General features: G+C 70.5%; 17 protein-coding genes. 12 read left to right on the top strand and 5 right to left on the bottom strand.

Annotated elements, in window-relative coordinates:
- Positions 1-70: 70 nt before the first annotated feature.
- Positions 71-568 (top strand): glutaredoxin domain-containing protein, encoded by a 498-nt coding sequence (locus AC07PU_RS01015; protein ID WP_495314489.1) that lies wholly within the window; start codon positions 71-73, stop codon positions 566-568.
- 26 nt (positions 569-594) lie between these two features.
- Here the strand turns inward: AC07PU_RS01015 and AC07PU_RS01010 are convergent, their stop codons facing one another.
- Entirely contained in the window at positions 595-1,587 is a 993-nt protein-coding gene (locus AC07PU_RS01010) for a GlxA family transcriptional regulator (protein ID WP_495314488.1), read from the bottom strand.
- 40 nt (positions 1,588-1,627) lie between these two features.
- On the opposite strand from AC07PU_RS01010, the gene AC07PU_RS01005 reads away from it, so the two are divergent.
- Positions 1,628-2,773, top strand: a complete 1,146-nt coding sequence (locus tag AC07PU_RS01005) for a DJ-1/PfpI family protein (protein ID WP_495314486.1) — start codon at positions 1,628-1,630, stop codon at positions 2,771-2,773.
- Here AC07PU_RS01005 and psrA read toward each other — a convergent pair whose 3' ends face one another.
- The 4 genes from psrA to phnD form a co-directional block, all read right to left on the bottom strand.
- Positions 2,774-3,871 (bottom strand): iron-containing alcohol dehydrogenase PsrA, encoded by a 1,098-nt coding sequence (gene psrA / locus AC07PU_RS01000; protein ID WP_495314484.1) that lies wholly within the window; start codon positions 3,869-3,871, stop codon positions 2,774-2,776. It abuts the gene before it with no gap.
- A gap of 73 nt (positions 3,872-3,944) precedes the next feature.
- A complete protein-coding gene (phnE, locus tag AC07PU_RS00995; RefSeq protein WP_093346796.1) occupies positions 3,945-4,769 on the bottom strand; it encodes a phosphonate ABC transporter, permease protein PhnE in 825 nt (274 codons plus the stop codon).
- A complete protein-coding gene (phnC, locus tag AC07PU_RS00990; protein WP_093346793.1) occupies positions 4,766-5,572 on the bottom strand; it encodes a phosphonate ABC transporter ATP-binding protein in 807 nt (268 codons plus the stop codon). Before phnC ends, phnE begins: the two co-directional genes overlap by 4 nt.
- Positions 5,569-6,447: a phosphonate ABC transporter substrate-binding protein gene (gene phnD / locus AC07PU_RS00985; RefSeq protein ID WP_495314481.1), complete on the bottom strand. Its 879-nt coding sequence runs from the start codon at positions 6,445-6,447 to the stop codon at positions 5,569-5,571. The genes phnC and phnD overlap by 4 nt, the downstream gene beginning before the upstream one ends.
- A 147-nt stretch (positions 6,448-6,594) precedes the next feature.
- On the opposite strand from phnD, the gene AC07PU_RS00980 reads away from it, so the two are divergent.
- The 10 genes from AC07PU_RS00980 to AC07PU_RS00935 all read left to right on the top strand — a co-directional run bounded on the left by AC07PU_RS00980 (position 6,595) and on the right by AC07PU_RS00935 (position 18,511).
- Complete coding sequence (locus AC07PU_RS00980; RefSeq protein WP_495314479.1) at positions 6,595-7,482, top strand: LysR substrate-binding domain-containing protein; 888 nt, start codon at positions 6,595-6,597, stop codon at positions 7,480-7,482.
- A 129-nt stretch (positions 7,483-7,611) separates the two neighbouring features.
- Entirely contained in the window at positions 7,612-9,843 is a 2,232-nt protein-coding gene (locus AC07PU_RS00975) for a hypothetical protein (RefSeq protein WP_495314477.1), read from the top strand.
- A gap of 11 nt (positions 9,844-9,854) precedes the next feature.
- A complete protein-coding gene (locus tag AC07PU_RS00970) occupies positions 9,855-10,109 on the top strand; it encodes a hypothetical protein (protein WP_495314475.1) in 255 nt (84 codons plus the stop codon).
- A gap of 36 nt (positions 10,110-10,145) precedes the next feature.
- The gene (locus AC07PU_RS00965) at positions 10,146-12,296 is read left to right on the top strand and encodes a phosphocholine-specific phospholipase C (RefSeq protein WP_495314473.1); all 2,151 of its coding nucleotides are present in this window, start codon (positions 10,146-10,148) and stop codon (positions 12,294-12,296) included.
- Positions 12,297-12,402: 106 nt separating this feature from the next.
- Positions 12,403-13,278, top strand: coding sequence for a LysR substrate-binding domain-containing protein (locus AC07PU_RS00960; protein ID WP_093346780.1), 876 nt, complete (start codon positions 12,403-12,405; stop codon positions 13,276-13,278).
- Positions 13,279-13,385: 107 nt separating this feature from the next.
- Positions 13,386-14,906 (top strand): amidohydrolase family protein, encoded by a 1,521-nt coding sequence (locus AC07PU_RS00955; protein WP_495314471.1) that lies wholly within the window; start codon positions 13,386-13,388, stop codon positions 14,904-14,906.
- Positions 14,903-15,985 carry an ABC transporter substrate-binding protein gene (locus AC07PU_RS00950; RefSeq protein ID WP_495314469.1) on the top strand — a complete coding sequence of 361 codons (1,083 nt, stop codon included), beginning with the start codon at positions 14,903-14,905 and terminating at the stop codon, positions 15,983-15,985. The genes AC07PU_RS00955 and AC07PU_RS00950 overlap by 4 nt, the downstream gene beginning before the upstream one ends.
- Positions 15,982-16,821: an ABC transporter permease gene (locus AC07PU_RS00945; protein ID WP_495314467.1), complete on the top strand. Its 840-nt coding sequence runs from the start codon at positions 15,982-15,984 to the stop codon at positions 16,819-16,821. Before AC07PU_RS00950 ends, AC07PU_RS00945 begins: the two co-directional genes overlap by 4 nt.
- Positions 16,818-17,639: an ABC transporter permease gene (locus tag AC07PU_RS00940; protein ID WP_495314465.1), complete on the top strand. Its 822-nt coding sequence runs from the start codon at positions 16,818-16,820 to the stop codon at positions 17,637-17,639. The genes AC07PU_RS00945 and AC07PU_RS00940 overlap by 4 nt, the downstream gene beginning before the upstream one ends.
- A 20-nt stretch (positions 17,640-17,659) precedes the next feature.
- Positions 17,660-18,511, top strand: a complete 852-nt coding sequence (locus AC07PU_RS00935; RefSeq protein WP_495314463.1) for an ABC transporter ATP-binding protein — start codon at positions 17,660-17,662, stop codon at positions 18,509-18,511.
- Positions 18,512-18,635 lie beyond the last annotated feature (124 nt).

Genomic DNA, 18,635 nt, shown 5'->3' with positions numbered 1-18,635 from the left:
TTGTTCGGATACCACGAGGGCCCTGTAACATCGCCCTGCTTGGCCTCGACCAGACAACAGGTACGTCCCCATGCGGTTGCTCCCCATTTTCGTGGTTCTGCTTGCGAGCGCGGCATCCGCCGCCGACGGCCCGACCGCCACGACGACCACGCTCTACAAGTCCATCGGCCCCGACGGCCGAACGATCTACAGCGACGTCCCGCCATCACAGGCACGCGAATCGAAGACGCTGACGTTCAAGAACCTGCCGGCCAGCCCCCTGTCCACTGAAACCATCGCGTACATCGAGCAACTGCGCAAGTCCGCGGACAGCCGGGCATCGGCACCGCTCCCTCGCGACACGGTGCTGTTCTCGGCCAAGTGGTGCGGCTTCTGTCGACAGGCGAAGGCCTACCTGGCGGCCAAGGGCATCGGTTATCGCGAAGTGGACATCGACACCAACGAAGGCAAGCTGGCCTATGCGCAACTGGGTGGCAACAATGGCGTGCCCCAACTGTTCGTGAATGGCCGAGGTCTCACCGGCTTCACGGCCTCTGCTTACGACGCCTTCCTGCAGCCTCGCAAATAGCTTTCCCGCCGGAAGCGGGGTCCCGCCTACCTCCCCTCCCTCCACCCCCCCGGCGTCACCCCATGCAGCCGCACGAACGCCCGCTGCAGCGCATCCACCGACCCGAACCCGCTGCGGCTCGCGATCCGTTCCTGCGTCCACCCAGTCTGCCGCAACAACTGCGCCGCCGCCGCCACGCGCGTGCGCTCCACGAAGCGCGCGGGCGTGCACCCCGTCTCCGCCGCGAAGGCGCGCGCGAAGTTGCGCGGGCTCATGCCCACGCGTTCGGCCAGCACCTCGACGCCGAGCTCTTCCTGCGGATGGGTGCCGATCCACGCGACCAGTTCGCGCAGCCGGTGGCTCGCGCTGGCCTGCGCCTGCAGCGCGGGGGTGAGCTGCGGCTGCTCGCCGCCGCGCAGCATCGGCAGCGCCAGGGTGCGCGCGATGTCCATCGAGACCTCGTGGCCCAGGTCGTCCTCGACCAGCGCGAGCGCGAGTTCGATGCCGGTGACCACGCCCGCTGAAGTCCAGACCTTGCCGTCGCGCACGTAGATGCGCTGCTGCCGCACGCGCACCTGCGGCCTCAGTTCCTGCAGCATCTCGCACACGCGCCAGTGGGTGGTGGCCTCGCGCCCGTCGAGCAGGCCGGCCGCGGCGAGCGCGAAGGCGCCGCTGCACACGCTCGCGACGCGGCGCACGCGCGGCGCGGCCTGGGCGATCCAGTCGCCGATGCGCTGCTCGAGGATGGCGTGGCGCACGGCGGGCTCGTCGCCGCCGGCCACGATCAGGGTGTCGATGGCGGCGGGCAGCGCGTCGAGGCTGCGGGTGTCGCCCAGCTGCAGGCCGCTGTTGGTCGACACGGTGCCGCCGTTCGGCGAGGCGATCAGCACTTCGTAGCTGCCGGGGCGCAATTGCTCGGCCTTGCTGAACACGCTGGCGGGGCCCGCGACGTCGATGGCCTCGACGCCGTCGAACGCGATCAGCACGACGGTGCTGGCAGGAACCGCGGCTTCTTCGTCCTTGTGGGTGGGGGTCGGCATTCCTAAGCTCGGTGCATCGAGGTCATGAAGGGGATTCTCCATGTGGAACGGGCTGCGTGCGCTGCTGTGCGCGAGTATGGCGGCGATCGGGTTGGCGGGATGCGGCACGGGCACACGCGATGCGGCGGTGCCGCCCGCGGCGCACGACGAGGCGGCGCTCGCGCGCGACCGGCAGGCCTTCGTCGAGGCCATGAAGCCGCGCCGGCCCGGCCGGCCGGTGGTCGCGATGCTGGCGCTCAACGAGGGCACCGAGCTCACCGACCTGCTGCTGCCGCACGCGGTGCTGCAGCGCGCCGACGTGGCCGAAGTGCGGATCGTGGCACCGCGCGCGGGCCGGGTCACGCTGTTCCCGGCTCTGCAGGTCGAGGGAGCGCAGGACTTCGCCACCTTCGACCGCGCCCATCCCGCGGGCGCCGACTACGTGATCGTGCCCGCGATGGAGCCAGCCGACGCACCCGCGGTGAGGGCTTGGCTGCAGCAGCAGGCGAGCCAGGGCGCGCGCGTGATTGGCGTGTGCTCGGGCGCGCTCGTGCTCGCGCAGGCCGGCCTGCTCGACGGCCGGCGCTTTGCCGGCCACTGGTACGACCGCGGCACGCTGCGCCAGCGGCCCGGTGCCACGCATGTGCCCGACCGACGCTACCTGGTCGACCGCGACGTGGCGACGACCACCGGCATCACGGCCTCGGTGCCCGCGACGCTGGCGCTGGTCGAGGCGATCGGCGGGCCCGCGAAGGCCGCGGCGATGGCGGCCGAACTCGGCGTGGACGGCTGGGGCCCGGCGCATGCGAGCGCGCCCTTCGGCCTCACGACCGGCCGCGGCGCCGAGTACCTGTTCAACAAGACGGCGTTCTGGCGCGGCGAGCGCCGCCGGCTCGAGGTGCGTGACGGTGCCGACGACATCGCGCTCGCGCTGGCCACCGATGCGTGGACGCGCACGGGGCATGTCGATGTCGAGGCGGTCTCGGCCTCGGGCCCGGTGAAGCTGCGCAGCGGTCTCGTGCTGGTGGCCGGCCCCGCCACGCGCGAAGCACGGCCGCTGCCGCTGGTGGCCGCGCTCAAGCCCGTGCAGCAGCTCGACCGCACGCTGTGCGAGATCGCGGGCCGTTACGGCAACGCGCGGCGCGACTGGGTGATGCAGGAGATGGAGTACCCGCGCACGGCGGCGAACACCGCCTGCGCGTCCTGATCAGCCGGCGTCCGCGGCGATGAAGTTGCGCCCACGCGCACCGGCCAGCGCCTGCAGGATGCGTTCGCTCCACTCCGCCTCGGGAATGCCATAGCTCAGCGGGTCGACACTCACGCCCAGCCCCTCCAAAAAGCCGCTCAGCGACGCGACGGCCTGGCCGATGTCATGCGCATCGAACACCGAGAGCAGCAACGCATCGAGCGCCGGATCGCGCCCGGCCGCGAGCTGCATGATGCGCGGCAGGCTGAACGAGCACGCGATGCCGTGCGGCACGCCATGCCGCAGCGTGATGTCGTAGGACAGCGAATGCGCGAGCGCGGTACGCGTGTTGGAGAACGCCAGGCCGGCCTGCAGCGCCGCGGTGGCCAGGCGCTCGCGCAGCTCGGGCCGGTCGGGCCGCGCCAGCAGCTCGGGCAGCGTGGAGACGATGCTGCGCGCCGCGCTCACGGCCAGGCTTGCCGACACCGGGTTGCGGTGCACGTTCCACAGCGACTCGAGCGCATGCGACAGCGCATCGAGGCCGCTGGCCAGGGTGGCCGCATGCGGCAGGCTCAGCATCAGGTCGGCATCGACGATGGCGGCCTCGGGCCAGGTCCACGGCAGCTGCAGCGACAGCTTGCGCGCATGGGCCTGGTCCCACACGGTGGCCCAGGGCGTGACTTCGCTGCCGGTGCCCGCGGTGGTGGGAATGGCCAGCAGCTGGCGGTGCCGCCGGGCCGCGGCCGGCGTGCTGTCGGCGCCTTCGAGCAGCGCGAGCAGTTCGTCGAAGCCGCCGGCCGCGGGGCGCGTGAGCATCACCTTCGCGCAGTCGATCACGCTGCCGCCGCCAAGCGCGACGACGCAGTCGACCTCCGCATGCTCGCGCCACAGCCGTTCGTACATCGGCGCCAGCCAGGCCACGTCGGGGTTCGGCAGCACCTCGGTCTCGACGGCCACCAGTCGCTCGCCCAGCAAGCCGCGTATGCGATCGACGAGGCCGAGGCCGACCGCCTCGGGGAAGGCGATCAGGATCGCGCGGCGTGCGCCGAGCAGCCCGGGCAGCGCATCGAGCGAGCCGCAGCCGGCGTGCACGTCCACGGGGTTGTAGTAGGTCCACATGATGGGTTCGGGAAAGCTGGCGCCACGGCCGCGTCATGCAGCCGGGCGCTCAAGAGAAAGATCCGCGCGGCCTTCAGTGCCGGCCGCTGTGCTGGATGCGGTGGCGCAATTGGCTCGAGAGCAGGTCGGCCACGATCACCATCACGGTGATCACGATGATGCAGGTGGCGGTCTCCTGGTAGCGGAACAGCTTGAGGCTGCTCACCAGCTCGAAGCCCAGCCCGCCCGCGCCCACCATGCCCAGCACGGTGGCCGAGCGCAGGTTCACCTCGAAGCGGTACAGCACGACAGCGATCCAGGCCGTCACGACCTGCGGCAGCACGCCGAACACGATGACCTGCAGCGGCCGCGCGCCCGTGGCGCGCAGGGCCTCGAGCGGTCCCTGGTCGATCTCCTCGATGGCATCGGCGAAGAACTTGCCGAGCATGCCCGCGCCATGCAGCGCGAGCGCCAGCACGCCGGGGAACGGACCGAGCCCCACGGCCGACACGAACACCAGTGCGAGGATCAGCTCGTTGATGCTGCGCACCACGTTGAGGGCCTGGCGCGTGCACTGGTAGACCCAGCGCCGGCTCTGCAGGTTGCGCGCCGCCAGGAAGGACAGCGGAATCGCGGGCAGCACCGCCAGCAGCGTGCCCCAGACGGCGATCTGGATGGTCTCGAGCGCGGGCGCGACCAGGCGGCCCAGGATGTTCGTATCGGGCGGCATGGTGCGGCCCAGGAAATCGAGGATCTGCGGCAGGCCCGCCGCCAGTTCGGACCAACTGAGCTGCGCGCCGCCGGCGCTCCATTGCAGCGCCCAGCCGACCACGCACAGGCCGATCAGCAGGTTGAACCAGCCGCGGCGGCTCTCGGGCAGCGGGCCGGTCCAGGCGTATCGGGTCGAGGGGGTGTTCATGCGTGTCCTTCGGTGCGCGCCAGCAGCGGCAGCGGCACGGCCGCCGGGGCGGCGGGCTCCTTGCGGTCGGCCGCGGGCTGCGGCACGTAGATGCGGTCGATGTCGTCGGGGCCCATGGCCTGCGGCGCGCCGTCGAACACGACGCGGCCCTGCGAGAGGCCGACGATGCGGTCGGCGAACTCGCGCGCGTAGTCGACCTGGTGCAGGTTGCACAGCACGGTGATGCCGAGGTCGCGCGAGGCATCGCGCAGGTACTGCAGCACCTTGCGCGAGGTCTGCGGGTCGAGGCTCGCGACCGGCTCGTCGGCCAGGATCAGCCGCGGCTGCTGCGCGAGCGCGCGCGCGATGCCCACGCGCTGCATCTGGCCGCCCGAGAGCGAATCGGTGCGCGCATGGGCCTTGTGCGCGAGTCCCACGCGGCCCAGGCATTCGTGCGCCAACGCGATGTCGGCGCGGCTGAAGAAGTGCAGCACCGAGGCCAGGGTCGACACCGCGCCGAGCCGGCCCGTGAGCACGTTCTTCAGCGCGCTGAGCCGCGGCACCACGTTGTGGTGCTGGAAGATCATGGCCACGCGCTGGCGCAGCGCGCGCGTGTCGGCGCAGTTCACGGCGTCCATGCCGTCGACCCTGAGCTCGCCGCCGTCGGCCAGCGCCAGCCGGTTCACGCAGCGCAGCAGGGTCGACTTGCCGGCGCCCGATTCGCCGAGCACCACCACGAACTCGCCCGCCGCGGCATCGAGGTCCACACCGCGCAGCACGGCGTTGTCGCCATAGCGCTTGGTGAGCTGCCGGATGCGGATCACTTCATGCTCCGCAGGTCGAGCTTGAGCACCTTGGCGGTGTCGCGCACGACGTTGTAGGCCGCGTCGGTGGTGGGCTGGAAGCCGTTGAGCACGCCCTGGTCGCCCCACGGCAGGTCCTTCACGTTGGCCAGCGCCTTCGCGATCTTCGCCTTCAGCGCCGGATCGAGGTCCTTGCGCCAGACCATCGGCGACTCGGGGATCGGGTTCGACGACCAGACGATCTCGAGCTCGTCCTGCTTCACCTGGCCCTTGGCGATGGCGCTCGCGAGGATGCGGTCGGCCACGGCGGCGGCATCGACCTTCTTGTTGGCCACGGCCAGGATGCTGGCGTCGTGCGAGCCCGAGAAGATCACGCGGCCGAAGAAGGTCTCGGGGTCGTAGCCGGCCTGCAGCAGGCCCGACTTGGGAAACAGGTGGCCCGAGGCCGAGGTCGGGTCGACGAAGGCGAAGCTGCGGCCCTTGAGGTCGGCGGTCTTGGCGATGCCGCTTTCCTTGCGCGCGATGATCACGCTCTTGTAGGAGCTCTGGCCGGTCTTCTTCGTCACGGCCACCGCGAAGGCTTCCACGTCCGCGACCTGGTTCGCGAGCACGTACGAGAACGGGCCGAGGTAGGCCACGTCGAGCTTCTTGGAGCGCAGCGCCTCGATCACGCCGTTGTAGTCGGTCGCCACGAAGGGCTTGACCGGCATGCCGAGCTGCTGCTGCAGGCTGTCGAGCACCTGGCGGCTGCTCTCGATCATGGCCTGCGAGTCCTCGGCCGGGATCAGCCCGATGGTGAGGGGTTGCGCGGCCAGGGCCGGCAGGGCGGCGACCGCGGAAACCGCGGAAAGGGCCAGGACGATCAGGCTGCGGCGCAGGCGAAGAAGGGTGTTCATGGTGGTGTTGGGGATGGGAAAAGGGACTGGAAGGGACCGGAACGGCAGGCATCGGCCCGCGACTACCCCAAGGCTAAGAACGCCATGTGACAGGCGCATATCAGATCGATCACTGATTTGTCACGATTCCATTCAAACAATCTATGGATGTCCGCCGCCAAACTCCGCGCCTTCCTCGCCGTTGCCCAGCACGGCAGCTTCAGCGCCGCCGCGCGCGCCGTGGGCCTGAGCCAGCCCACGCTGACCACCCAGGTCCAGGCGCTGGAGCGCCAGCACAAGGTGATGCTGTTCCACCGCCAGGGTCACCGCATCGAGCTCACCAGCGTCGGCGAGCGCCTGCTGCCCATCGCGCGCCAGATCGCGGCGCTCGAGCTCGATTCGTACAACCTGCTGCACGACAGCGGCGACCTGCAGTCGGGCGAGCTCAAGCTCGGCGCGGTCGGTCCCTTCCACGTGATCGAGATGGTCGACGCCTACCGCCGGCGCTATCCGCGGCTCGACGTCTCGATCCGCATGGGCAATTCGTCGTCGGTGTTCAAGGACCTCGAGGAATACGCGGTCGACATCGGCGTGCTCGCGCGCTTCCACGAGGCGCCGGGCTTCAGCGCGACGCCGTATGCGCGCCATGCGCTGATCCTGTTCGTGCACCGCGAGCATCCGTTCGCCAGGCGCGGCGAGATCCGGCTCGAGGAACTGCACGGCCAGCCCATGCTGCAGCGCGAGAGCGGCTCCAGCACGCGGCGCGCGCTCGACGAGGCCTTCGCGCGCGCGGGCGTTCGACCCAAGCTCGCGATGGAGATCGGCAGCCGCGAGGCGATCCGCGAAGCGGCCGCGCGCGGCATCGGCATCGGCGCGGTCTCCGAGGCCGAGTTCATTCCCGACGCGCGCCTGCGCACCGTGCGCATCGAGGGCGATCCCGCGGTGACGCAGACCTACCTCTACTGCCTGCAGGTGCGGCGCGACAGCCGCGTGCTCGCGTCCTTCTTCGACGTGGCGTTGAAGCTGCGCAAGGGGGAGTTCGAAGAGGCATCGTGAGCCGCGCTCGCACCGATCGATCTGACGAAAAAACCGACAGGACGAACGAAATACTCATGGGCTTTCGTCTCTGGCACGTCACCCCGCTCTTCTGTAATTCGGCCACTCCACCACCAGAGGCCGATAGACATGCCAGTCGAGCAACGCATACCCCACGCCCCCGCGGCCCGCGCCACGCCGGCGCGCCGCTTCCCTGAATCCACGCGCCGCCGCAGGGCCGCAGCGACGCGCGCCTTCGCGCTCGCTGCCACGCTCGTTGCCGCGCTCGCGGGCTGCGGCGGCGGCAGCGGGGGCGGCGCCTCGCTGCCCTTCCTGCCGCCCACGCAAGGCGGCGGCGACACGCCCGAGGGCCCCTCGACGCCGGCCGTGAGCCGCGCGCTGGTCATCGACCTCGATGGCGCCACCTACGGCGCGGTGCGCAGCGGCATCGCCGCCGGCACGCTGCCCAACCTCGCGCAGCTCGAGCCGCGGCTGGCCTACAGCGGCGGCATGGCCGGCACGCCGAGCCAGCAGCCCACGCTCGACACGCCCGGCTGGGCCACGCTGCTGACCGGCACCTGGGCCGCGCGCCACCAGGTGATGTCGGAAGCGCCGAAGCAGGCGATCCGCGGCGCCACCGTGTTCCAGCTGGCCAAGGCGAAGAACGGCACGAGCAACGGCGCCGCCGTGGCCTCGGCCGGGCTGGCCCAGTTGCTGGCCTCCGAGCACGACAGCGGCACGCTCGATGCGCTGGCCGACTGCTCGCAGGACGCGACCGCCACCGACTGCGTGACCACGCAGGCCACGCAATTCATCGGCGGCAACTACGCCACCGTGCTCGCGCAATACCGCGCGAGCAAGGACGCGGCGCTCGACTTCGGTCTCGCCTCTCCGCAGTACGCGGGCACGCTGGCCACGCTCGACAAGGCGGTCGGCACGCTGCTCGCGGCCACCGCGAAGCGCGCCAACGAACGCTGGCTGGTCGTGATCACCGGCAACCACGGCCTCAGCGCCAACAGCCAGGACGACGGCCTGCCGCTGGTGCCCGAATCGAGCACCTTCATCGGCCTGAACCAGCCCGCCAACATCGCAACGCAGGGCATCGGCGCGGCGCTGCCGCAGACGCTGGCCGAGCTCTACGGCTACGCCAGCATCGCCGACGTGGCGCCGACCGTGCTCGGCCACCTGAAGGCGCTGCCCGATGCGAAGGCGCACCCGATGGACGGCGGCCGGCTCACCGGCGCGCAGCCCGTGTCGCGGCTCACGGCTTCTGTGCTCGACAACAACTCCGCCACCGTGAGCGTGAAGCTCGACTGGGTGGCGCCTTCGACAGGCGCGATCACGGTGCTGCGCGACGGCCAGCCCATCGCGTCGAAGCTGCCGGCCGGCACCGCCACCTTCACCGACAGCCAGCTCGCGCAGGTGCTGACGGCCAAGGGCAGCTACCAGTTCGACTACACGGTGCAGGCCGGCGACGGCGACGACGCGGCCGCGCGGGCCGTGCTCTCGCCGCGCGTGTCGTACGTGCCGCCGGTGCCGCTGGCGCCGACGCTGAAGAACGGGCTGGTCTCCTACTACCCGTTCAGCGCCACGCTGCCGCCGGTCGATGCCATGGGCCACAGCACCATGGGCCCGGCCGCGAGCGACCTGCCCGCGGCCGCCGGCCTGGTCGTTCCGGGTCCGTTCCCGGGCACGCACGGCCTGCTGATCGACACCAACTACGTCACCACCGCCGGCATCGAGGGCTACCGGCTCACGCCGGCCGAAGGCTTCGACATCGCCAAGGGCACGGCACCGCAGTTCACCATCGGCCTGTGGTTCAAGACGCCCGCCTGCGTCTCGAAGAACAACGTGACCATCCTCTCCAACAAGAGCTATGTCAGCGGCGGCAACGCGGGCGTCGCGCTCGGCCTGTTCGCGAGTTCGGGCGACCAGTGCGGCGTGGCCTTCAACATCGGCTCGGGCGGCGGCGTGCGCGCGGACGGGCCGACCAGCCCCTACACGCAGATCGCCATCGACCGCTGGGTCTACATCGCCTTCTCGGTCGACGGCGTGGCCAAGACGATGAACATGACGGTGTTCGATCCCGTGACCAGCACCACCAACCGCGTGGCGGTGGGCAAGTCGACCGGCGCTGTCGATCTCTCGAAGCTCTCGCCGTACCCGCACTGGGGCATCGGCGACGACGGCACCGGCACCTTCCTGATGAACAAGTGCAATGGCTCCGTCACGCCGCCGTACGTCGCGGGCAAGTGCGCGACCGCGCCGACCTACCAGGAGCATTTCGGCGACCTCGCGATGTGGAACCGCGTGCTGACCGATGCGGAGCTGCAGTCGATCTTCCTGTCGAACAAGCCGCTGTCGACGCTGCCGGCCAACTGAGAGGAAACGAGATGACATCCACTCTCTTTCCCGGATGGCACGCCGCCGCGAAGGCGCTCGCCCTGGCCTGCGCCGCTGGCACGCTGCTCGCCGCCTGCGGCGGTGGCGGCGGGTCAGGCGCCCCGTTCGCCGCGCTGCCCGCGGCCAATGCGGGCGGCGATGGCGCCGCCGCGCCCCAGGTGCCGATCGTCTCGGCGCCCGGCAACGGCGCCGAGTCCGGCGCCGACGTCCCTGTCCGGAATTCCAGGCTCGACTGCGCGCCCTGAGCGCACGTCCGGCCACCACCTTCACCGCCGATCACCATGACCACCTTGAACCGCCGCGCCCTGCTGCGCGCCGCCGCGGCCAGCGCCGCCCTCGGGCCCTTCCCGCCCGCCATCCAGCGCGCGCTGGCCATCCCCGCCCACAACGCGACGGGCACGCTCAACGACGTCGAGCACGTCATCATCCTGATGCAGGAGAACCGTTCCTTCGACCACTACTTCGGCACCATGCCCGGCGTGCGCGGCTTCAGCGACCGCTTCACCATCCCGATGGCCTCGGGCCACCCGGTGTGGCTGCAGCAGGGCGCATCCGACACGGTGCAGCCCTTCTACCTCGACGCCACCAAGGGCAATGCGCTGCGCGTGGGCGGCGCGCACGACTGGGGCGACCAGCAGGCGGCCTGGGACGGCGGGCGCATGGCGGCCTGGCCCAAGGCCAAGAACACCAAGATCTCGATGGGCCACCTGCGCCAGTCCGACCTGCCGTTCCACTGGGCGCTGGCCAATGCCTTCACGGTCTGCGACGCATACCACACGTCGATCCACACCGGCACCTTCACCAACCGCATGTTCCTGTGGAGCGGCACCAACGGCGCCAACGTCGTCGGCCGCGCCTGCGTCACCAACGCCAACTGGGGCGGCCTCGGCCCCTCGGGCGACGGCCTGAACTGGACCACCTACCCCGAGCGCCTGCAGGCGGCCGGCGTCAACTGGAAGGTCTACACGCGCCCCGGCAACAACAGCAACAACAACCAGCTGGTCGCCTTCGCGTCCTACCGCGCGGTCGACGAGCAGCTGCGCGCGCAGGGTTCGCCCAACGCGGCCTACGGCCCGGCGATGGAGGCGCTGTCGCCGCTCTACAAGGGCTTCGGCAACACCATGCCCGACGGCGGCTTCCTGCAGGCCGTGGCCGACGACATCGCCGCGGGCACGCTGCCGCAGGTGAGCTGGATCGTCGCGCCCGGCGCCTACAGCGAGCATCCGAGCATGTCGGTGCCGCAGCAGGGCGCCTGGTACATCCAGACCTTGCTCGACATGCTGACGGCCAACCCGGAGGTCTGGAGCAAGACGGTGCTGATCATCAACTTCGACGAGAACGACTGCTTCTTCGACCACGTGCCGCCGCCGGCGCCGCCATGGCGCAACGCCGACGGCAGCCACGAAGGCAAGTCGACGGTGGACATCGCGAACGAGTACTACACGATGCCGGCGCCGGCCGGCGACTCGAGCCAGCGCACGCCCGACGGTCGCCCCTTCGGCGCCAGCTCGCGGCTGCCGATGCTCGTGATCTCGCCGTGGAGCGTGGGCGGCTGGGTCAACTCGCAGGCCTTCGACCACACCTCGACGCTGCGCTTCCTCGAACAGCGCTTCGGCGTGCGCGAGACCAACATCAGCCCGTGGCGGCGCGCGGTGTTCGGCGACCTCATGTCCTGCTTCGACTTCCGCAACCCCAACGGCGCCCGGCCCGCGCTGGTGCCCGCGCCCACGCGCGCGCAGGCCGATGCCACCTACTCGCAGCAGGTGGCGTCGCCGGGCGTGCCCGTGCCCGCCGCGGGCTCGGTGCCGCTACCCTCGCAGGCGCTGGCGCTGCGCCCCTCGCGCGCGCTGCCCTACCGCCTGCACACCAGCGCCAACGTCGACCTGGCGGGCCGCCGCGTGTGGCTCAGCTTCAGCAACACGGGCACGCAGGGCGCGGTGTTCCACGTCTACGACGAACTCAACCTCACGCGCTATCCGCGGCGCTACACCGTCGAGGCCGGCAAGATGATCTCCGACGCCTGGCAGGCCAGCACCGACGACGCGGGCCGCTACAGCCTCTGGGTGCTGGGGCCGAACGGCTATCACCGGCGCTTCAAGGGCCAGCTCGGCGCGCTGGCCGGCGCCGCCAACCCCGAGGTGCGCGTGTGTTACGACCCCGAGCGCAACGCGGTCCGCCTGACCATCATGAACATGGGCGAGGCCCCGGCCGCGGTGACGGTGCGCGCCAACGCCTACCGCGGCGACGGCCCGTGGACCTACACCGTGTCGCCGGGCATGCAGCTCGAGCCCTCGTGGAGCCTCGCCGACACCCACAGCTGGTACGACTTCACGCTGACCATGGGCGATGGCTTCGAGCGGCGCTTCGCTGGCCGGCTCGAGACCGGCCAGGACGGCACCAGCGATCCGGCGATGGGCGTCGCCGCCTCGTAGTGCAAGGTGCCGCCGCCCAGCGCGGCGGCACGCTTACACGAGGCCATCACGATCGGCCGGCATCATGGTGCGTTTCGCAACGACCCACCGATCCCGGAGACCCGCAGTGACGCTCAACCAGATCCGCGCCTTCGTCGCGGTCGCCCACGACGGCGGATTCACGGCCGCGGCACGCACGCTGGGCATGAGCCACAGCACGCTCAACTCGCAGATCCAGATGATGGAGCGCGAGTACGGCGCCGAGCTGTTCCACCGGCGCGGGCGCCGCGTCGAGCTGTCCGCGCTCGGCCTCGAGATGCTGCCGCTGGCGCGGCGCATGATCGCGCTCGAGGGCGACATGAGCTCGCTGCTCGACGACAGCGGCAAGCTGCGTCACGGCTCGCTGAAGGTCGGCGCGGTCGGCCCGTACCACGTCACCGAGATGATCGAGGCCTACCACGCGGTGCATCCGCGCATCAAGATCTCGGTCACGCTGGGCAACTCCGAGGTGGTGCTCGACGCGCTCGACCGCTACGTGAGCGACGTGGGCGTGGTGGCAAGCCGCTTTCCCGACGAGCGCTATCACATGCAGCTCTATGCGCGCTACCCGGTGATCGCCTTCGTTCATGTCGGCCATCCGTTCGCCAAGCGCGAGGCGATCGCGCTGCGCGAACTCTCGGGCCAGCCGCTGCTGATGCGCGAGCCGGGCTCGACCACGCGCAAGGCGCTCGAGGACGCGCTCGCCAAGCAGGGCATCGCGGTGCAGGTCGCGATGGAGATCGGCAGCCGCGAGGCGCTGCGCGAGGCCGTCGCGCGCGGGCTGGGCATCGGCACGGTCTCGGAATCCGAGTACGTGCCCGACCCGCGCCTTCGGCCGGTGCGCATCGAGGGCGACGTGGTCTCGACCCACATCCACGTGTGCTGCCTGCGCGAGCGGCGCGACAGCCGGCTCATCGCTTCCTTCTTCGAGGCCATCGCCGATCGCACGGCGCCCGCCGCGTGATCCGGCCTTATGCGAACGACGGCTAAGCATCCCTGAAAGCCTTCGTTGGCCCGCCACCGGCGGCCACCTTAGTCTGCGTCGATCCTCTTTCAGCAAGGACCCCGCAGATGAACGACCGACTCCAGCGCGTGCATGCCTCGCGCTCGGCCGCCGTGAAGGCTGGCCTCGACCATCCGGTGATCGACACCGACGTGCACGTCAACGACTTCGCGCCCGTGCTCGAGGACTACGTGGCGCAGTACGGCGGCAACAAGCTGGTCGATGCGCTGCGCAAGGCGCTCGGCGGGCGCTTCGTCACGCGCAACGGCGGCGGCAAGGACTGGTACCAGCAGTCGGCCGAGGAACGCCAGTTCCACCGCACGCTGCGCGCGCCCTGGTGGGCCCGCGTCACGCGCAACACCTACGACCTCGCGACCTACACCCTGCCCGCGCTGCTGCACGAGCGCCTGGGCGAGCAGGGCTCGGACTACTCGATCCTGTTCCCCAACGACGTGCTCTCGCCGGCCGCGGCCGGCAGCGAGTACCGCCAGCCGCTGCACCGCGCCATCAACCACTTCCACGCCGACCAGTACCGGCCCTACGCCGACCGCCTGACGCCGGTGGCGGGCATTCCGCTGCACTCGCCGCAGGAGGGCATCGAGGAGCTGGAGTTCGCGGTCAAGACGCTGGGCCTGAAGGTAATCAACATCGCGGGCGGCGTGCGCCGCCCGATCCGCGCCATCGCCGAGAAGTACCCGGCCGCCGAGCATCCCGAGATCGCCAAGCAGGTCGGCTACATCGACTTCTACGGCATCGACAGCGAGCACGACTACGACCCGTTCTGGGCCAAGGTGGTGGAGCTCGGCGTGCCGGTGACCACGCACTACGGCAGCCAGGGCTGGACCGGCCGGCAGTCGATCAGCAACTACATGAACAACCACATCGGCCACTTCGCCGATGGCTCGCAGGCCTTCGCCAAGGCGCTGTTCTTCGGCGGCGTGACGCGGCGCTTTCCGGGGCTGCGCGTGGGCCTGCTCGAGGGCGGCGCGGACTGGGGCTCGCACGTCTACACGCACCTGGTGGACCGCTGGGAGAAACGCAACCGGCATGCGGTGCGCAACTACGACCCGGCCGAGGCCGACATCGAGCTGCTGGCCTCGCTGTTCGAGCGCTACGGCAGCGACTTCGTCAAGGGCCGCACGCTCGACAAGGCCACGCTGCTGCGCGACAGCCTGGGCATCTCGGCGCTGCCGCACAGCCGCGAGCCGAACGAGAGCGAGATCGACGACTTCGCGCTCGCGGGCATCGAGAAGGTCGAGGACATCCGCGACCGCTGGGTCAACAACTTCTACTTCGGCTCGGAAGCCGACGACCGCACCGTGGCCGCGGCCTTCAACGACAAGGTGAACCCGCTGGGCGTGAAGATCAACGCGATCTGGTCGTCCGACGTGGGCCACTGGGACGTGCCCGAGTTCACCGAGCCGCTGGCCGAGACCTGGGACCTGGTGCAGCAGGGCGTGATCTCGGCGGCCGACTTCCGGGCCTTCGTGTTCGAGAACCCGCACCGCTTCTACACCGAGGCCAATCCGCGCTTCTTCGAAGGCACCGAGGTCGGCCGCAAGCTGGCCGCGAAGAAAGGCACGCCATGAAGCCCGTGCGGCATCTGCTGCGCTGGACCGCGCTGCTGGCCACCGCCCTCGCGGCCTCGGCGCAGGCCGCGCCCGACACCATCCGCATCGGCGTGGCCACGGCGGGCGGCGGCGATCCCGTCACCTGGGGCGGTTCGCCCGGCGGCGTGGCGCGCGCCAACAACTGGCTCGAGGAGGAGTTCAAGGCCTCGGGCATCAAGGTCGAGTGGCTGTTCTTCAAGGGCGCGGGCCCGGCCGTGAACGAGGCGCTGTCGAACAAGCAGATCGACTTCGCCTACCAGGGTGACCTGCCCTCGATCGTCGGGCGCTCGAACGGCCTCAAGACCAAGGTGCTGCTGGTCAGCGGCGCGCGCAACAACCTCTACCTGGTCACGCCGACGCCATCGAACATCCAGTCGATCAAGGACCTCAAGGGCCGCACGGTGTCGATCTTCCGCGGCACCAACGGCCACCTGGTCGCCATCAACGTGCTCGCGGCCGACGGGCTGGCCGAGCGCGACATCAAGGGCGTGAACCTCGACACCGGCAGCGCGCAGGCGGCGCTGGTCTCGAACGGCGTGGATGCGGCCTTCGGCGGCTACGAATGGTTCAAGGTGCGCGACCAGGGACTCGCGAAGGTGGTCTATTCCACCCAGGGCCGCGATCCGGCGCTCACGCGCCAGGCAGCGCTGCTGGTGCGCAGCGAGTTCGAGCAGGCCAACCCCGCCGAGGTGCAGCGCGTGGTCGACGTGTTCGTGCGCGCCGCGCACTGGTCGTCGGAAGAGAAGAACCGCGACGAGCTGTTCCGCATCTGGGCCCGCAGCGGCACGCCGGTCGCTTCCTGGACCGCCGAGTTCGACAAGCAGCCGCTGGCGCAGCGCAACTCGCCGCTGGCCGACGACTTCATCGTGGCGCGCTACAAGGCCGTGGTCGGCGACGCACTCAAGCTCAAGCTGATCCGCCGCGAGGTCACGGTCGACGACTGGTTCGACACGCGCTACCTCAAGGCCGCGCTCAAGAAGCAGGGTCTCGAGGGCTACTGGAGCGCTTCCGACGCGAAGGGTCAGCCGAAGGGCGGGCCCGCGGTCGCGTCGCGATGAGCGCCGAAGCCGAACTGTCGGCGGTCCTGCAGCGCGGCGAAGCGGCGCCGCTGCGCCTGTCGCTGCCGTGGCGCCGCCTCGGCGACGCCGCCCTGCCCTGGCTGCTGCCCGCCGCACTGCTCGCGCTGTGGTTCGTGGGTGCCGGCCAGGGCTGGATCTCGCCGCAGGTGCTGCCGCTGCCCGAGTTCGTGGCCGAGACGCTGCGCGACCTCGCGACCAGCGGCGACCTCTGGCTGCACGTGAGCACCAGTTTCGCGCGCGTGGGCGTGGGCTTCGCGATCGGCACGCTGCTGGGGCTGCTGCTGGGCACGGCCATGGGGCTGTCGCGCCGCGTCGAGGCCTACCTGCTGCCGAGCTTCAACGCACTGGTGCAGATCCCGGTGCTGGCCTGGCTGCCCTTCGTGCTGCTGATCGTGGGCATCGGCGAGCCGCTCAAGTACATCCTGATCGCCAAGGCGGCGCTGGTGCCGGTGGCGCTCAACACGCTGCAGGGCTTCCGGCAGACGCCGCAGTCGCTGCGCGAGGTCGGCGAGGTCTACGGCTACAGCCGGCGCCAGCAGATGCTGGAGATCGTGCTGCCGCATGCCGTGCCCACGCTGTTCACGGGCGTGCGGCTGGGCTTCACCAAGGCCTGGCTGTCGCTGGTGGTGGTCGAGCTGGTCGCGTCGAGCGAAGGGCTGGGCTACCTGATCGTCTATGGCCGCCAGCTGTTCCAGCTCGACCTGGTGATGGCCGCGGTGGTGATCGTGGGCGCGATCGGCTGGGCCATCGACCGCCTGCTCGAGCGGCTCGAGAACGCGCTGCACCGGCACCGCCCGGGCGGTGCCGCGCGATGAGCGGGCCCGCCTCGCTGTCGCGCGACGCGGCCGAACTGGCCGCGGTGCAGCCGCTGCGGCCCGTCGATCGCAGCCGCTGGCGCGGCCTGGTGCTGCCCGCCGTGGCGATCGCGCTGTGGGCGCTGCTGTCGTGGCTCGACGTGGTGAACTCGGCGCTGCTGGTCTCGCCGCAGAAGGTGCTCGCGACCGCCGCCGACCAGATCGTCAGCGGCCGCCTGTGGCGCGCGCTCGGCGCCAGCCTCGCGCGCGAGGCCACGGGTTTCCTGATCGGCACCGCCTCGGGCCTGGTGCTCGGCGCGCTGCTGGGCCTGTGGCCGCTGTTCAACCGCATCGTCGGCCCGAGCTTCAACACCTTCAAGCAGATCTCGCTGTTCGCGTGGATTCCGCTGATCTCGGTCTGGTTCGGCCTCGGCGACGTGGCCAAGGTGGTGTTCCTCTCGCTGGCCGCGCTGGTGCCGGTGGTGGTCAACACCTGCGACGGCATCCGCACCGTGCCGCCCGCGCTGCTCGAGGTGGCGCGCGTCTACGGCTTCACGCGCTGGCAGACGCTCACGCAGGTAGTGCTGCCGGCCGCGCTGCCCGCCATCTTCACGGGCGTGTACCTCGCGCTCATCTATTCCTGGCTCGCGACCATCGGCGCCGAATACCTGCTGGTGGCCGGCAAGGGCATCGGCAACACCCTGATCGAGGGCAGCGAGCATTTCCAGATGGACCTGGTGATCTTCGGCATGTTCGTCATCGGCCTGGTCGGCTGGCTGATGAATGCCTCGGCGCGCGCGCTCGAACGCCGGCTGGCGCGCTGGACCGGCAGGGCCTGACACCTCTTCCTCTCCGCACCATGAGCACCTCCATCGCATCGAACGAACTCGACATCCGCGGCCTCGGCAAGCGCTACGCGCAGGCACAGGCGCGCGGCGGCGAACTGCAGGTGCTCGAGAACATCGACCTGCACGTGCCGCCGGGCAGCTTCACCAGCATCGTGGGCGCGAGCGGCTGCGGCAAGTCGACGCTGCTGCGGCTGGTCCTCGGGCTCGACGACCAGTACGAGGGAAAGATACTGCTCGGCGGCCAGCCGATCGCGGGCACCGGCCGCGAGCGCGGCATCGTGTTCCAGGACCACCGGCTGTTCCCGTGGCTCACGGTCGAGCAGAACATCGCAGTGGGCCTGCGCAACGCGCCGCTCGGCGCGAAGCAGAAGGCCGAGCTGGTGGCCGAGCACGTGGCGCTGGTCGGCCTCGGCGGTTTCGAGAAATCGTGGCCGCACCAGATCTCGGGCGGCATGGCGCAACGCGTGGCCATCGCACGCGGCCTGGTCAACCGGCCGCGCGTGCTGCTGCTCGACGAGCCCTTCGGCGCGCTCGATGCCCTCACGCGCGCACGGCTGCAGAACGAGCTGCAGCGCATCTGGCAGAAGGAACGCATCACCATGCTGCTGGTGACGCACGACGTGGAGGAGGCCGTGTTCCTCGGCGACCGCGTGGTGGTGATGCAGCCATCGCCGGGGCGTATCCGCCGCACCGTGGCGGTGGACCTACGGCATCCGCGCAACCGCAGCGATCCGGCCTTCATCCGGTTGCGCGACGACGTGCTGAGCGACTTCACGGATACCGGGCGCGAGGAACACGCGGCGCTCCCGTACGGAGAATCACTGGCTGGTGGAGGCATCCCGCGACTTCAACTCGCCTGGTGAGCGTCTGCTTCATCAAGAAAGCGGCGATGCTGCTTCTCTCGACAGAAACTGATCCTGGCGCACTCACCTCGCGCGTCGCGGAGCCATTCGCTCAATTCATTGCGAAAGCAGTTCGGGCCACAAC

The sequence above is a fragment of the Variovorax sp. GW821-FHT10D07 genome (assembly GCF_059415325.1).
This window is presented reverse-complemented; position numbering and strand designations above follow the sequence as displayed.

What these genes read in the sequence shown, in the direction of transcription:
- AC07PU_RS01015 (WP_495314489.1), top strand. Translation starts at nt 71, where the DNA reads ATGCGGTTGCTCCCCATTTTCGTGGTTCTGCTTGCGAGCGCGGCATCC.
- AC07PU_RS01010 (WP_495314488.1), bottom strand. Translation starts at nt 1,587, where the DNA reads ATGCCGACCCCCACCCACAAGGACGAAGAAGCCGCGGTTCCTGCCAGC.
- AC07PU_RS01005 (WP_495314486.1), top strand. Translation starts at nt 1,628, where the DNA reads ATGTGGAACGGGCTGCGTGCGCTGCTGTGCGCGAGTATGGCGGCGATC.
- psrA (WP_495314484.1), bottom strand. Translation starts at nt 3,871, where the DNA reads ATGTGGACCTACTACAACCCCGTGGACGTGCACGCCGGCTGCGGCTCG.
- phnE (WP_093346796.1), bottom strand. Translation starts at nt 4,769, where the DNA reads ATGAACACCCCCTCGACCCGATACGCCTGGACCGGCCCGCTGCCCGAG.
- phnD (WP_495314481.1), bottom strand. Translation starts at nt 6,447, where the DNA reads ATGAACACCCTTCTTCGCCTGCGCCGCAGCCTGATCGTCCTGGCCCTT.
- AC07PU_RS00980 (WP_495314479.1), top strand. Translation starts at nt 6,595, where the DNA reads ATGTCCGCCGCCAAACTCCGCGCCTTCCTCGCCGTTGCCCAGCACGGC.
- AC07PU_RS00975 (WP_495314477.1), top strand. Translation starts at nt 7,612, where the DNA reads ATGCCAGTCGAGCAACGCATACCCCACGCCCCCGCGGCCCGCGCCACG.
- AC07PU_RS00970 (WP_495314475.1), top strand. Translation starts at nt 9,855, where the DNA reads ATGACATCCACTCTCTTTCCCGGATGGCACGCCGCCGCGAAGGCGCTC.
- AC07PU_RS00965 (WP_495314473.1), top strand. Translation starts at nt 10,146, where the DNA reads ATGACCACCTTGAACCGCCGCGCCCTGCTGCGCGCCGCCGCGGCCAGC.
- AC07PU_RS00955 (WP_495314471.1), top strand. Translation starts at nt 13,386, where the DNA reads ATGAACGACCGACTCCAGCGCGTGCATGCCTCGCGCTCGGCCGCCGTG.
- AC07PU_RS00950 (WP_495314469.1), top strand. Translation starts at nt 14,903, where the DNA reads ATGAAGCCCGTGCGGCATCTGCTGCGCTGGACCGCGCTGCTGGCCACC.
- AC07PU_RS00945 (WP_495314467.1), top strand. Translation starts at nt 15,982, where the DNA reads ATGAGCGCCGAAGCCGAACTGTCGGCGGTCCTGCAGCGCGGCGAAGCG.
- AC07PU_RS00940 (WP_495314465.1), top strand. Translation starts at nt 16,818, where the DNA reads ATGAGCGGGCCCGCCTCGCTGTCGCGCGACGCGGCCGAACTGGCCGCG.
- AC07PU_RS00935 (WP_495314463.1), top strand. Translation starts at nt 17,660, where the DNA reads ATGAGCACCTCCATCGCATCGAACGAACTCGACATCCGCGGCCTCGGC.